The sequence below is a fragment of the Pseudomonas sp. GW821-FHT04D07 genome (genome assembly GCF_059420225.1).
Genome location: NZ_JBWKTH010000006.1, coordinates 116195 through 130701, shown reverse-complemented (window position 1 = coordinate 130701; position 14507 = coordinate 116195). Strand labels below are relative to the sequence as shown.

Genomic DNA, 14507 nt, shown 5'->3' with positions numbered 1-14507 from the left:
TGGGCGTCAACGATAACGCGGGAAGTCTGATGCCCCGCGGTGTCCCCGACTACCATCGCGAGCAAGCTTGCTCCTACAGGGGCGGGTCGGTCTGTTAGAGTGTTGCAGTATCCTGATTGAAGGAATTAGGTTTTCCCATGCTGACCATTGCACTGTCCAAGGGCCGCATTCTCGATGACACCCTGCCGCTGCTCGCTGAAGCGGGCATCGTGCCGACCGAGAATCCGGACAAGAGCCGCAAGCTGATCATTCCCACGACCCAGGACGACGTCCGTCTGCTGATCGTGCGGGCTACCGACGTGCCGACTTATGTCGAGCATGGCGCGGCTGACCTCGGTGTGGCCGGTAAAGATGTGTTGATGGAATACGGCGGCCAGGGGTTGTACGAACCCCTGGACCTGCAGATCGCCCAGTGCCGGCTGATGACCGCCGGCGCCATCGGTGCCGTCGAGCCCAAGGGCCGTCTGCGCGTGGCGACCAAGTTCGTCAACGTGGCCAAGCGCTACTACGCCGAACAGGGCCGTCAGGTCGATATCATCAAACTCTACGGCTCCATGGAGCTGGCGCCGCTGATCGGCCTGGCCGACAAGATCATCGACGTTGTCGACACCGGCAATACCCTGCGGGCCAACGGCCTGGAACCCCAGGAACTGATCGCCACCATCAGCTCCCGCCTGGTGGTGAACAAGGCGTCGATGAAAATGCAGCACGCCCGTATCCAGTCCCTGATCGATACCCTGCGCAAGGCAGTGGAGTCGCGACACCGCAGCTGATTCAATTGCGCGGCCTTGAGCCGCGCCCATCTATCCGTGTCATAGCCAGAATTCTCAGGTGCCCACGCGGATGGCTTGGTTGTCTTGCGGCGCCTGAGATCTGCTGTTCCCAAGCATTTGCCAATTATTGAGGCCCTCGCTATGACCACGTCCAACGCAATTCGCCGACTCAACGCCGCCGATCCTGACTTTGCTCATCATCTGGATCATCTGCTGAGCTGGGAAAGTGTGTCCGACGACTCGGTCAACCAGCGGGTGCTGGACATCATCAAGGCCGTGCGCGAGCGCGGCGATGCGGCGCTGGTGGAATTCACCCAGCGTTTCGACGGCCTGGAAGTCGCTTCCATGGCTGACCTGATCCTGCCCCGTGAGCGCCTGGAACTGGCTCTGACGCGGATCACCGCGCCGCAGCGCGAGGCCCTGGAAAAGGCCGCCGAGCGCGTGCGCAGCTACCACGAAAAGCAGAAGCAGGACTCCTGGAGCTACACCGAGGCCGACGGCACGGTGCTCGGCCAGAAGGTCACGCCACTGGACCGCGCCGGCTTGTACGTGCCGGGGGGCAAGGCGTCCTATCCGTCTTCGGTGCTGATGAACGCGATTCCGGCCAAGGTGGCGGGGGTTGCCGAAGTGGTGATGGTGGTGCCGACCCCGCGTGGTGAGATCAACGAACTGGTGCTGGCGGCGGCGTGCATTGCCGGGGTCGATCGGGTGTTCACCATCGGCGGGGCTCAGGCGGTCGCGGCACTGGCCTACGGCACCGAGAGCGTGCCCAAGGTTGACAAGGTGGTCGGCCCCGGCAATATTTATGTGGCCACGGCCAAGCGTCACGTGTTCGGCCAGGTCGGTATCGACATGATCGCCGGACCGTCGGAGATCCTCGTGGTCTGCGACGGCCAGACCGACCCGGACTGGATCGCCATGGATCTGTTCTCCCAGGCCGAGCACGACGAAGATGCCCAGGCCATCCTGGTCAGCCCGGACGCCGCGTTCCTCGACCAGGTCGCCGCGAGCATCGCTAAGCTGCTGCCGACCATGGAGCGCGCGGCGATTATCGAGACTTCGCTCAACGGCCGCGGTGCCCTGATCCAGGTGCGTGATATGCAGCAGGCCATCGACGTGGCCAATCGCATCGCCCCGGAACACCTCGAGCTGTCGGTCGCCGACCCGCAGGCCTGGTTGCCGCAGATCCGTCATGCCGGGGCGATTTTCATGGGCCGTCACACTTCCGAGGCCCTTGGCGACTACTGCGCCGGTCCCAACCACGTGTTGCCGACTTCCGGCACCGCACGCTTCTCGTCGCCGCTGGGGGTGTATGACTTCCAGAAACGTTCGTCGATCATTTTCTGCTCGGAGCAGGGCGCGTCCGAACTGGGCAAAACCGCTTCGGTCCTGGCCCGTGGCGAGTCGCTGAGCGCTCACGCCCGCAGTGCGGAATACCGGATCGTCGCTGATAAGGAACAGGGGAAACAAGCATGAGCAAGTTCTGGAGCAAATTCGTCAAGGACCTGGTGCCCTATGTGCCAGGTGAACAACCGAAGCTGAGCAAGCTGGTCAAGCTCAACACCAATGAAAACCCCTACGGTCCTTCGCCCAAGGCCCTGGCCGCGATGAAGGCTGAAGTGAGCGACGACCTGCGCCTGTACCCGGACCCCAACGGCGACCTGCTCAAGCACGCCGCGGCCGAGTACTACGGGGTGAAGACCAACCAGGTGTTTCTCGGCAACGGTTCCGACGAAGTCCTGGCGCACATCTTCTATGGTCTGTTCCAACAGGACCGGCCGCTGCTGTTCCCGGATATCAGCTATAGCTTCTATCCGGTGTACTGCGGCCTGTACGGCATCAGCTTCGATGCTGTGCCACTGGACGAGCAGTTCCAGATCCGTGTGGCGGATTACGCCCGGCCCAACGGCGGGATCATTTTCCCCAACCCGAACGCGCCAACCGGTTGCCTGCTGGCGCTCGACGCGGTGGAGCAGATACTCAAGGCCAGTCCGGATTCGGTGGTGGTGGTCGACGAGGCGTATATCGACTTCGGTGGCGAAACGGCCATCGGCCTGGTGGACCGTTACCCGAACCTGCTGGTGACCCAGACCCTGTCCAAGTCGCGCTCTCTGGCGGGGCTGCGGGTCGGCCTGGCGGTTGGGCATGTGGACCTGATCGAGGCCCTGGAGCGGATCAAGAACAGCTTCAACTCCTACCCGCTGGACCGCATGGCGATTGCCGGCGCGGCGGCGGCGTTCGCGGACCGGGCGTATTTCGAGGACAGCTGCCGCAAGGTCATCGACAGTCGCGAGTGGCTGGTGGCGCAGTTACAGGCCAAGGGGTTTGAGGTGTTGCCGTCGGCGGCGAACTTCATCTTCGCCCGTCACCCGCAACACGATGCGGCGGCACTGGCGGCCAAGGTCCGGGAGCAGGGGGTGATCGTGCGGCACTTCAAGCAGGAGCGGATTGCCCAGTTTCTGCGGATCACCATCGGGCTGCCTGCTCAGAACCAGGCCCTGATCGACGCCCTGGGCGAACTCTAGGTGTGTCGTCCCACCCCGTAACGCATCGCTTGCGGGGTGGGTATCTGTGTGTGCGGACTTTTTGGCGCACGATCATGGCTGTACAACCCTTCCCAAAAGCCGATGCAGCGCAATAAACCCCTCTATTGATTTGAACGACGAGCTTGGGCCGGGGCGAATACTGTCGCTTTGCTGAACGGCCCTCATATTCATGACGTCGATGAAACCCTCAGCTCACGTCAGCCTATTGTCAAATGGCACTATGATATGAGCCTTCGAATGCTTGCCCGCTTTGTTTCGAGTGGCGGTCGATGGGCTCGGTTGTGCCAGTTGAAGTGAGCTACACACCCCAAGCCTGGGGTTGGCAGTTATTCAGGATGCTCGTGCCGCTATCGGCAAGAGTCACTCGCGTCACACGTTTGGTGAGTCTCAAATGGGCTTGCCAGGTCAGACATTCAGGGAAAATGTGATGCTAAAAACACTATCTGCCGCTGTGCTTGGCTTGATGTGCGGTTCGGCGTATGCCCAATCGGTCGATGCGCCGACCTTGAAGGCCGGGGATAGCTGGGTCTATGCCGAAACAGTGGAAACCGGGCCGCAAGGTTTCTCGAGCAAGAACACCTTGCTGACGGTCGAGCGCGTTGACAGTCATAACGTGCTGGTCAGCAACAAGCAGGACGGCTCCAACCAGGCGCCGGTTGAAAGCCTGGTGGGCCTGGACTGGAGCCGCTCCCGTGATATCAACGGCAAGCAGCAGGTGGTCAATCGCCCGCTCGCGTTTCCCTTGAGCGAAGGCAAGACCTGGACGGTCGAATACACCGAGCTGAACCCGAACCGCCTGCATTCCAGAGAGACCTTTCATAACGACTACGTGGTAACAGGTTGGGAAGATGTCCAGGTGCCGGCAGGCACGTTCAAGGCGCTGAAGATCGAATCCGAAGGCCAGTGGTCGGTGATGCTGGCGCCTGTTGCAGTAGGTGGTGCGCAGGCTGTCGTGACACCCGGTCAGGTAACAACGGTCTCCAATGCTCAACGCATAGCGGCGCGCCCTGCCAGTGGCCGCCTGTACAAGGCGTTCTGGTATGTGCCCGAGCAAAAGCGCTTTGTTAAGTCGGTTGAAGAGTATTACGACAACAAGGGTGTGCGTTCGCAGCGCTTCAGTGAGGAGCTGAAGTCGTCCAAGCTGGCTGGCTGATACTGCGTCATTGCGATGCGACGCCGACTTGTGGGAGTCGGCTTGCTGGCGATAGCGGCGTGATAGACGACGCTGGACTTGGAGTCAAGTCCGGCGTCGGCACGATTGCCTTATTCCTCTTCCTGCGGCGGCGTCTGCTGCGGTGGGCGCAAGCCAATCTCGGCGATCAGCTTGAGCTCCTTGCCGTTGCGCAGCACCTGGATGGCCACCTTGTCGGTCGGCTTGATCCGCGCCACCTGATTCATCGAGCGACGACCGTCCGTGGCCGGTTCGCCGTCGATGCTGAGAATCACATCCCCCAGTTGCAAACCGGCCTTCTGCGCCGGACCGTCACGGAACACCCCCGCCACCACGATGCCCGGACGACCGCTGAGGCCGAACGACTCCGCCAGGTCCTGGGTCAGGGGCTGTACCTCGATCCCCAGCCAGCCACGAATCACCTGGCCGTGCTCGATGATCGCCTTCATCACCTCCACCGCCAGATTGATCGGGATCGCAAAGCCGATGCCCTGGGAACCGCCGGACTTGGAGAAAATCGCGGTGTTGATGCCGGTCAGGTTGCCATTGGCATCCACCAGCGCGCCACCGGAGTTGCCGGGGTTGATGGCCGCGTCGGTCTGGATGAAGTCTTCATAGTTGTTCAGGCCCAACTGGTTGCGGCCGGTGGCGCTGATAATGCCCATGGTAGTGGTCTGGCCAACCCCGAACGGGTTGCCGATGGCCAGGGCGATATCGCCGATGCGGATCTGATCCGAACGGCCAATGGTGATCGACGGCAGGTTCGGCAGATCGATCTTGAGCACCGCCAGGTCGGTTTCCGGATCGCTGCCGACCACCTTGGCCAGGGTTTCGCGACCGTCCTTGAGGGCCACCACGATCTGGTCGGCCCCGGCAGTCACATGGTTGTTGGTCAGCAGGTAGCCGGTGGGACTCATGATCACCGCCGAGCCCAGGCTCGACTCCATGCGCTTCTGCTTGGGCAGGTTGTCGCCGAAGAAACGTCGGAATTGCGGGTCCTCGAACAGTGGATGGCTGTTCTTGTTGACCATCTTGGTGGTGTACAGGTTGGCCACCGCTGGCGCGGCAAGGGTCACCGCGTCGGCGTAGGAGGCCGGACCCTGCTGGTTGAGGGTGGTCTGCGGCGCCTGTTGCAGGTTCACATCGAGGTTGGGCAGGCCGACCCATTGCGGGTAGCGCTGGATAACCAGCAAAGCTACCAGCACACCGGCCAGCAACGGCCAGCCAAAGAAACGCAGAGCCTTGAGCATTGAGCAAAGTCCTGGAAGGTTGCAGGCCATGTCGGACGGCCCATAATGTGGCGCATTATACGAGGCCGCGAGCGCCTCTGAATGGGATATTCAGGAGTTTTTATGGCGGTTTCATTGAATACGTTGGTCGAGGAAGCGGATCGCTTTCTAAACAGCGCGCGGATTGCCGATTATTGCCCCAATGGCCTGCAGGTCGAGGGCCGGCCGCAGGTGATGCGTATCGTCAGCGGTGTCACCGCCAGCCAGGCGTTGCTGGATGCGGCCGTCGAGGCCGAGGCCGACCTGATCCTGGTGCATCACGGTTATTTCTGGAAGGGCGAGGACCCTTGTGTCACCGGCATGAAGCAGCGTCGGCTGAAGACCTTGCTCAAGCACGATATCAGTTTATTGGCCTATCACCTGCCATTGGACCTGCACCCGGAGGTCGGCAACAACGTGCAGTTGGCGCGGCAACTGGATATTACCGTGGAGGGCCCGCTGGACCCGGAAAACCCGAAAATTGTCGGCTTGGTGGGCTCGCTGAACGAACCGCTGAGCGCCCGTGACTTCGCGCGCAGGGTTCAGGAAGTGCTGGGGCGCGAGCCGTTGCTGATCGAAGGCGATGAGATGATTCGTCGGGTCGGCTGGTGTACCGGGGGTGGCCAGGGTTATATCGACCAGGCGGTGCTGGCCGGTGTGGACCTGTACCTGAGTGGCGAGGCGTCCGAGCAGACCTTCCACAGCGCACGGGAGAACGGCATCAGCTTTATCGCCGCCGGCCATCACGCCACCGAGCGTTATGGCGTGCAGGCGCTGGGCGAGTACCTGGCGCGACGTTTCGCCCTGGAGCATCTGTTTATCGATTGCCCGAATCCGATCTAGCAACGGCACAACACCGATTTGCCCGGGTGGGTGCGCTGCCCTTGTGGGAGCAAGCTCCGCTCCCCCAGGTCCGATCTGGCCAAACAGGGGGGTATATTCTTATACCGTTTCGATCTAGTTAGCCCCCTCAATAGAATAGGGTGCTGTGCTAGCATGCCTCGCTCGAACACGGCCCGTTGGCCGTCCATAAGAACGCTTTTCGTGAGTAGCCATGGTCGACAAACTGACGCATCTGAAACAGCTGGAGGCGGAAAGCATCCATATCATCCGCGAGGTGGCCGCCGAGTTCGATAATCCGGTGATGCTGTACTCCATCGGTAAAGACTCCGCCGTGATGCTGCACCTGGCGCGCAAGGCGTTTTTCCCGGGCAAGCTGCCGTTTCCGGTGATGCATGTCGATACTCGCTGGAAATTCCAGGAGATGTATAGTTTCCGCGACAAGATGGTCGCCGAGCTGGGCCTGGACCTGATCACCCACGTGAACCCAGAGGGTGTGGCGCAGGGCATCAACCCCTTCACCCACGGCAGTGCCAAGCACACCGACATCATGAAGACCGAGGGCCTCAAGCAGGCCCTGGACAAGTACGGCTTCGATGCGGCCTTCGGTGGCGCCCGGCGTGACGAAGAGAAGTCGCGGGCCAAGGAGCGCGTCTACTCCTTCCGCGACAGCAAGCACCGTTGGGACCCGAAGAATCAGCGTCCGGAGCTGTGGAACGTCTACAACGGCAAGGTCAACAAGGGTGAGTCGATCCGCGTCTTCCCCTTGTCGAACTGGACCGAGCTGGACATCTGGCAGTACATCTACCTCGAAGGCATCCCGATCGTGCCGCTGTATTTCGCCGCCGAGCGCGATGTCATCGAGAAGAACGGCACGCTGATCATGATCGACGACGAGCGGATCCTCGAGCACCTGTCCGACGAGGACAAGGCGCGCATCGTCAAGAAGAAGGTGCGTTTCCGTACCCTTGGCTGCTACCCGTTGACGGGCGCGGTGGAGTCCGAGGCTGAAACCCTCACGGACATCATTCAGGAAATGCTCCTGACGCGTACTTCCGAGCGTCAGGGCCGGGTCATCGATCACGATGGCGCAGGCTCAATGGAAGATAAAAAACGTCAGGGCTATTTCTAAGTAGGGTCTAAGCATGTCGCATCAATCTGATTTGATCAGCGAGGACATCCTCGCCTACCTGGGCCAGCACGAGCGCAAGGAACTGCTGCGCTTTCTGACCTGCGGTAACGTCGACGACGGCAAGAGCACCCTGATCGGGCGCCTGCTGCACGACTCCAAGATGATCTACGAAGACCATCTGGAAGCCATCACCCGCGATTCGAAGAAAGTCGGCACCACCGGTGACGATATCGACCTGGCGTTGCTGGTCGACGGCCTGCAGGCCGAGCGCGAGCAGGGCATCACCATCGATGTCGCCTACCGCTATTTCTCCACCGCCAAGCGCAAGTTCATCATCGCCGACACCCCCGGCCATGAGCAGTACACCCGCAACATGGCCACTGGTGCGTCGACCTGTGACCTGGCGATCATCCTGGTGGACGCCCGCTATGGCGTGCAGACCCAGACCCGTCGCCACAGCTTTATCGCCTCCTTGCTGGGGATCAAGCACATCGTCGTCGCCATCAACAAGATGGACCTCAAGGACTTCGACCAGGGCGTGTTCGAGTCGATCAAGGCCGACTACCTGAAGTTCGCCGAAGGCTTGAAGCTGAAGCCGACCAGCATGCACTTTGTGCCGATGTCGGCCTTGAAGGGCGACAACGTGGTGAACAAGAGCGAGCGTTCGCCCTGGTACACCGGTCAGTCGCTGATGGAAATCCTCGAAACAGTGGAAGTGGCGGGCGACCGTAACTTCACCGACCTGCGTTTCCCGGTGCAGTACGTCAACCGGCCGAACCTGAACTTCCGTGGCTTCGCCGGCACCCTGGCGAGCGGCATCGTGAAGAAGGGCGACGACGTGGTGGTGCTGCCCTCGGGCAAGAGCAGCCGGGTCAAGTCCATCGTCACTTTCGATGGCGAGTTGGAGCACGCCGGTCCCGGTCAGGCGGTGACCCTGACCATGGAAGACGAGATCGATATCTCCCGTGGCGACCTGTTGGTGCATGCCGACAATGTCCCGCCAGTGACCGACAGCTTCGAGGCCATGCTGGTCTGGATGGCTGAAGAGCCGATGTTGCCGGGCAAGAAATACGACATCAAGCGCGCCACCAGCTACGTGCCGGGTTCGATTGCCAGCATCGTCAACAAGGTCGATGTGAACACGTTGGAAGAAGGTCCGGCCAGCGCCTTGCAGTTGAACGAAATCGGCAAGGTCAGGATCGCCCTGGATGCACCGATTGCCCTGGACGGTTACGACAGCAACCGCACCACCGGCTCGTTCATCATCATCGACCGCCTGACCAATGGCACCGTGGGCGCCGGCATGATTGTCGCCCAGCCATTGGCCCATGGCAGCACCACCCATCACGGCAAGCTGGCCCATGTCGCCACCGAGGAGCGTGCCCAGCGTTTTGGCCAGCAACCGGCGACGGTGCTGTTCACCGGCCTGTCGGGCGCGGGCAAGAGCACCCTGGCTTACGCCGTGGAGCGCAAATTGTTCGACCTGGGTCGTGCGGTGTTCGTGCTGGATGGCCAGAACCTGCGTCATGACCTGAACAAGGGCTTGCTGCAGGATCGCGCCGGGCGCACCGAGAACTGGCGGCGTGCCGCCCACGTGGCGCGTCAGTTCAACGAGGCTGGCCTGCTGACCCTGGCCGCGTTCGTTGCGCCGGATGCCGAAGGTCGTGAGCAGGCCAAGGCACTGATTGGCGCCGAGCGTATGTTGACGGTGTACGTCCAGGCTTCGCCGCAGGCTTGTCAGGCGCGTGATCCCCAGGGCTTGTATGCGGCCGGTGGCGATAATATTCCAGGCGAGTCGTTTCCCTACGACGTGCCGTTGAATGCCGACCTGATGGTGGATACGCAGGCTTTGTCGTTGGAAGACAGCGTGAAGAAAGTCCTGGAGCTGTTGCGCCAGCGCGGCGCGATCTAAGGATCCGATGCATTAAAAAACCCGCAGTCGAGTGATCGGCTGCGGGTTTTTTGCGTTCTGGAGATCGCTTTCGCGGCGGTTCGGCGCCCCGACAAGCTCCGCTCCCACAATGTCCGGGTCGTGCTCAAGATCTGTGCACGACCGAAAACCTGTGGGAGCGGAGCTTGCCCGCGAAGAGGCCCTTGCAGACGCCTCAAGACTTGACGGGATACTCGCGATGCATCTGCGCCAGCAAGGCGTCCTTGTCCTCCCACAGCTGGTTGATCCAGCCCTGGAACGCCAGGCGGTATTCGCCGTCTTGGTCATAGTTCCTGCCGACAAACTGCGGCGGGATCTTCAGTTCCTGGAAGTGCACCACCACGTCGCGCACGTTGCCACACAGCAGATCCCAATAGCCCGGTTTGCCACCTGGATAGTGGATGGTCACGTTGACGATGGACTCCAACTGCTCGCCCATGGCATCCAGCACAAAGGCGATACCACCGGCCTTGGGTTTGAGCAGATAACGAAAGGGTGACTGCTGCTGCGCATGCTTGCCCTTGGTAAAGCGCGTGCCTTCAGCAAAGTTGAAGATACCCACAGGGTTGTCACGAAACTTCGCGCAGGTCTTGCGGGTGGTTTCCAGGTCCTTGCCTTTCTTTTCCGGGTGCTTCTCCAGATACGCCTTGGAATAGCGCTTCATAAAGGGGAAACCCAGGGCCCACCAGGCCAGGCCGATCACCGGGACCCAGATCAGCTCCTGCTTGAGAAAGAACTTCAGCGGCTGGATCTTCCGGTTGAGCACGTATTGCAAGACCATGATGTCGACCCAGCTCTGGTGGTTGCTGGTGACCAGGTAGGAATGCTGGTAGTCCAGACCCTCCAGGCCGCTGAGGTGCCAGCGGGTCCGGCGGACCAGTTGCATCCAGGCCTTGTTGTTGCTGACCCAGGCTTCATGGGTATGGTTCATCAACCAGCCGGTGAAACGCTGGGTCAGGGCAAAGGGCAGGGCCTTGAGGAGGGCCACGCAGAACAGGAACGAGCACAGCAGCAGGGTATTCAACGTCAACAGCAGCGAGGCGATCACGCCGCGCAGGGACGCAGGCATAAAGTCGAGCATCTAGATATCCACAGGTCGGTTGGCGGCTTGGATCGCGGTGAGGGCGATGGTGTAGACGATATCGTCCACCTGGGCGCCACGCGGCAGATCGTTGACCGGCTTGCGCAGGCCCTGCAGCATCGGCCCCAGGCTGACGCAGTCGGCGCTGCGTTGCACCGCCTTGTGGGTGGTGTTGCCGGTGTTCAGGTCGGGGAACACGAACACCGTGGCGCGTCCCGCCACCTGGCTGTTGGGCGCCAGTTGCCGGGCCACGGCTTCGTTGGCCGCGGCGTCGTACTGCAGCGGGCCGTCGATCAGCAAGGTGCTTTGCGACTCATGGGCGAGCAGAGTGGCTTCGCGGACTTTCTCCACTTCCTCGCCACTGGCCGATTCGCCGCTGGAATAGCTGATCATCGCCACCCGTGGGGTGATGCCGAAGGCCTGGGCCGAGTCGGCGCTTTGCAAGGCGATTTCGGCCAGCTCCGCCGCCGACGGATGGGGGTTCATCACACAGTCGCCATAGACCAGCACCTGGTCCGGGAACAGCATGAAGAACACCGACGACACCAGGGTGCAACCCGGCGCGGTCTTGATCAGTTGCAGGGCCGGGCGGATGGTGTTGGCGGTGGAGTGGATGACCCCGGAGACCAGCCCGTCGACTTCGTCCAGTGCCAGCATCATGGTGCCGATCACCACGGTGTCTTCCAGTTGCTGCTCGGCCATCGGTGTGTTCAGGCTCTTGCTCTTGCGCAGGGCCACCATGGGTTCGGCGTAGCGTCCGCGAATCAGGTCCGGGTCAAGGATCTCCAGCCCAGGCGGCAATTCGAAGCCATGGGCGCGGGCCACCGCTTCGACTTCCGCCGGCTTGGCCAGCAACACGCAGCGGGCGATGCCGCGGGCCTGGCAGATGGCGGCCGCCTGCACGGTCAGCGGTTCGCTGCCTTCGGGCAGGACGATGCGCTTGTTGGCTTCCTGGGCGCGCTGGATCAATTGATAACGGAACACCGCCGGGGTCAGGCGCATTTCCCGTGGGGTGCCGCAACGTTGGTGCAACCAGTCGGCGTCGAGGTGCCCGGCGACGAAGTCGGTGATAATCTCCGCGCGCTCGCGGTCATCGATGGGGATTTCCTTGTTCAGGCCATTGAGCTGGTTGGCGGTGTCGTAGGAGCCGGTGCTCACCGACAACACCGGCAGGCCCGCCGCCATCGCTCCACGACACAGCTCCATGATGCGCGGATCGGGCAGGGTGTCGCTGGTCAGCAACAGGCCGGCCAGGGGCACGCCGTTCATCGCCGCGATGCTTACGGCGAGGATGATGTCGTCGCGGTCGCCGGGAGTCACCACCAGCACGCCGGGCTTGAGCAGGTCGATGGTGTTGCGCACGGTACGGGCGCAAATGATGATGTTGTTCATGCGCCGTTGCTCGTAGTCACCGGCGTTGAGCACTTGCGCGCCGAGCAGTTCGGCGACGTCGCGGGTGCGCGGGGCATTGAGGTCGGGCTGGAACGGGATGCAGCCCAGCAGGCGGAAATCGCCACTGCGCAGCAGTGGCGAATGCTCCTTCAGGCGGGCGGAGAAATCGGCCATGCTCTCGTCGGTGCGGACCTTGTTGAGGATCACGCCGAGTACTTTCGGGTCCTTGGGGCCGCCGAATAGTTGGGCCTGCAGTTCCACCCGTCCGGAGAGTTCGCTGAGCACTTCGTTTTCCGCCGCCGAGACCAGGATCACCTCGGCATCCAGGCTCTTGGCCAGGTGCTGGTTGACCCGCGCGGCGTAGCTGGCGCTGCGGGTCGGGACCATGCCTTCGACCACCAGCACGTCCTTGCCGACGGCGGCCTGCTGGTAGAGGGTGATGATTTCTTCCAGCAGCTCATCGAGCTGGCCGTCGCCGAGCATCCGCTCGACATGGGCCAGGCCCAGCGGCTGTGGCGGTTTCAGGCCATGGGTGCGGGCCACCAGTTCAGTGGAGCGCTCCGGGCCCAGGTCGCCGGGATGGGGCTGGGCAATGGGTTTGAAAAAGCCGACTTTCAGGCCGGCGCGTTCCAGGGTACGTACCAGCCCGAGGCTGATCGAGGTCAGACCCACACCAAAATCGGTGGGCGCGATAAAAAAAGTTTGCATGCGTATTCTCTTTAGGGAGCGCAAGTGCGACGGCCTATGACTGGCTGTCTGCGAAGTTCAGTCGCCAAGGTTATCGTTAACCGAGCCTTGAGCGCACCAACCACATTCAAAGCCTTGAGCGATTTTTTCCGCCCGTTGCCGCGGGTCGAGCACCCAGGCACGCGACTGCCAGGGCGGTTGATGGCGCAGGTGCTGGGTATGGCCGCAAGAAAGCTCGGCGACCCAATGCCCGTCCTCGTCCTGATGAAAGCCGATAATAGTGACAGGCGTGGCCTTGGGCCGTCTGTCCGGGTTCCGTTCGCTTTCGGACGAATCCTTGTTTAGACTTGTCCGCTCTTTATTCCTATGCAAAAGGTCTCGCTCATATGACGATCGCTGCCAACAAGGCTGTCTCCATCGACTATACCCTTACCAACGATGCTGGTGAGGTCATCGACAGCTCTGCCGGCGGCGCCCCGCTGGTTTACCTGCACGGTGCCGGCAATATTATCCCAGGTCTGGAAAAGGCCCTGGAAGGCAAGAAGGTCGGCGACGAGCTGAAGGTGGTCGTCGAGCCGGAAGACGCCTACGGCGAATATTCCGCTGAACTGGTCAGCACCCTGAGCCGCAGCATGTTCGAAGGTGTCGACGAGCTGGAAGTGGGCATGCAGTTTCACGCTTCCGCTCCGGACGGCCAGATGCAGATCGTCACCATCCGCGATCTGGACGGCGACGATGTCACCGTTGATGGCAATCACCCGTTGGCTGGCCAGCGCCTGACTTTCCAGGTCAAGATCATCGAAATCCGTGACGCCAGCCAGGAAGAAGTTGCCCATGGTCACGTCCATGGCGAAGGCGGCCATCACCACTGATTTCTGCTGCTAAGCTCTGGTAGTTGGAAGGCGCCCACGGGCGCCTTTTTAGTCCGCTGCGGTTTTTAACTGGAAACCTGTCAGGCTGTCGGGCAACAATGTTTGCGTATAAGTCCGGGAAAAACGGGAGTTCGTCATGAGTGCTTTTCACGATCTGACACTAAAAGCGCTGGATGGTCAGGAACTGCCGCTGGCGCCTTTCAAAGGGCATGTAGTGCTGGTGGTCAACGTGGCTTCCAAGTGCGGCTTGACGCCCCAATATGCCGCCCTTGAGCACCTCTATCAGCAATACAAGGCTCAGGGCTTCAGCGTGCTGGGTCTGCCGTGCAACCAGTTTGCCGGGCAGGAGCCGGACTCCGAGGAGCAGATCCAGGCGTTCTGTAGTCTGAACTATGGCGTGAGCTTTCCGTTGAGCAGCAAGCTGGAGGTCAACGGTCATGACCGGCACCAGCTGTACCGTCTGCTGGCGGGCGAGGGCGCGGAGTTCCCTGGCGATATCACCTGGAATTTCGAGAAGTTCCTGATGGGCAAGGATGGTCGCGTGCTGGCACGTTTCTCGCCGCGTACCGCTCCGGATGATCCGGCGGTGATCCATGCGATCGAAAAAGCCCTGGCTTGATGCTGCTGTTCAGATGGGTTGGCTCTACTCCTTCCTGAGGGAGCGGAGCTTGCCCGCGAATGAGGCAGCGCGGTTTTTCAGTTACACCGCGTTATCGTTCTTCGCGGCGGTGCGGCGTCCCGACAAGCTCCGCTCCCACAGCCATACCTTTCCTGGCACTTCTAAAGCTTAATCACTCAGATCAATAGTGCTGGGC

General features: G+C 61.5%; 12 protein-coding genes and 1 pseudogene. 9 read left to right on the top strand and 4 right to left on the bottom strand.

Features of this window, described 5'->3' with window-relative positions:
- The first annotated feature begins 137 nt into the window (after positions 1-137).
- From hisG to AC07T0_RS10510, 4 genes are all read left to right on the top strand, one after another.
- Positions 138-773: an ATP phosphoribosyltransferase gene (gene hisG, locus AC07T0_RS10525; protein WP_218223576.1), complete on the top strand. Its 636-nt coding sequence runs from the start codon at positions 138-140 to the stop codon at positions 771-773.
- A 141-nt stretch (positions 774-914) separates the two neighbouring features.
- A complete protein-coding gene (hisD, locus tag AC07T0_RS10520) occupies positions 915-2249 on the top strand; it encodes a histidinol dehydrogenase (RefSeq protein ID WP_495001118.1) in 1335 nt (444 codons plus the stop codon).
- Positions 2246-3298: a histidinol-phosphate transaminase gene (gene hisC, locus AC07T0_RS10515; protein WP_495001117.1), complete on the top strand. Its 1053-nt coding sequence runs from the start codon at positions 2246-2248 to the stop codon at positions 3296-3298. Before hisD ends, hisC begins: the two co-directional genes overlap by 4 nt.
- 412 nt (positions 3299-3710) lie before the next feature.
- A complete protein-coding gene (locus AC07T0_RS10510) occupies positions 3711-4472 on the top strand; it encodes a hypothetical protein (RefSeq protein ID WP_495001116.1) in 762 nt (253 codons plus the stop codon).
- 110 nt (positions 4473-4582) lie between these two features.
- Here the strand turns inward: AC07T0_RS10510 and algW are convergent, their stop codons facing one another.
- Positions 4583-5740 (bottom strand): Do family serine endopeptidase AlgW, encoded by a 1158-nt coding sequence (gene algW / locus AC07T0_RS10505; protein ID WP_495001115.1) that lies wholly within the window; start codon positions 5738-5740, stop codon positions 4583-4585.
- A gap of 102 nt (positions 5741-5842) precedes the next feature.
- Here algW and AC07T0_RS10500 point away from each other — a divergent pair, with 102 nt between their 5' ends.
- The 3 genes from AC07T0_RS10500 to cysN all read left to right on the top strand — a co-directional run bounded on the left by AC07T0_RS10500 (position 5843) and on the right by cysN (position 9642).
- Positions 5843-6601, top strand: a complete 759-nt coding sequence (locus AC07T0_RS10500; protein WP_495001114.1) for a Nif3-like dinuclear metal center hexameric protein — start codon at positions 5843-5845, stop codon at positions 6599-6601.
- A gap of 211 nt (positions 6602-6812) precedes the next feature.
- Complete coding sequence (gene cysD / locus AC07T0_RS10495; RefSeq protein WP_248794828.1) at positions 6813-7730, top strand: sulfate adenylyltransferase subunit CysD; 918 nt, start codon at positions 6813-6815, stop codon at positions 7728-7730.
- Between the two features lie 13 nt (positions 7731-7743).
- Complete coding sequence (cysN, locus tag AC07T0_RS10490) at positions 7744-9642, top strand: sulfate adenylyltransferase subunit CysN (protein ID WP_495001113.1); 1899 nt, start codon at positions 7744-7746, stop codon at positions 9640-9642.
- 193 nt (positions 9643-9835) lie between these two features.
- Here cysN and yihG read toward each other — a convergent pair whose 3' ends face one another.
- The 3 genes and pseudogenes from yihG to AC07T0_RS10475 form a co-directional block, all read right to left on the bottom strand.
- Complete coding sequence (gene yihG / locus AC07T0_RS10485) at positions 9836-10741, bottom strand: 1-acylglycerol-3-phosphate O-acyltransferase, YihG family (RefSeq protein WP_495001112.1); 906 nt, start codon at positions 10739-10741, stop codon at positions 9836-9838.
- Positions 10742-12841 carry a phosphate acetyltransferase gene (gene pta / locus AC07T0_RS10480; protein ID WP_495001111.1) on the bottom strand — a complete coding sequence of 700 codons (2100 nt, stop codon included), beginning with the start codon at positions 12839-12841 and terminating at the stop codon, positions 10742-10744. It abuts the gene before it with no gap.
- A gap of 57 nt (positions 12842-12898) precedes the next feature.
- Positions 12899-13201 (bottom strand): annotated as a pseudogene (locus AC07T0_RS10475) (DUF3565 domain-containing protein); the annotation flags it as partial.
- A 5-nt stretch (positions 13202-13206) separates the two neighbouring features.
- Between AC07T0_RS10475 and AC07T0_RS10470 the strand changes: the two are divergent.
- The gene (locus AC07T0_RS10470) at positions 13207-13692 is read left to right on the top strand and encodes an FKBP-type peptidyl-prolyl cis-trans isomerase (RefSeq protein ID WP_495001110.1); all 486 of its coding nucleotides are present in this window, start codon (positions 13207-13209) and stop codon (positions 13690-13692) included.
- 136 nt (positions 13693-13828) lie between these two features.
- Positions 13829-14311 carry a glutathione peroxidase gene (locus tag AC07T0_RS10465; RefSeq protein WP_495001109.1) on the top strand — a complete coding sequence of 161 codons (483 nt, stop codon included), beginning with the start codon at positions 13829-13831 and terminating at the stop codon, positions 14309-14311.
- The last annotated feature ends 196 nt before the right edge of the window (positions 14312-14507 follow it).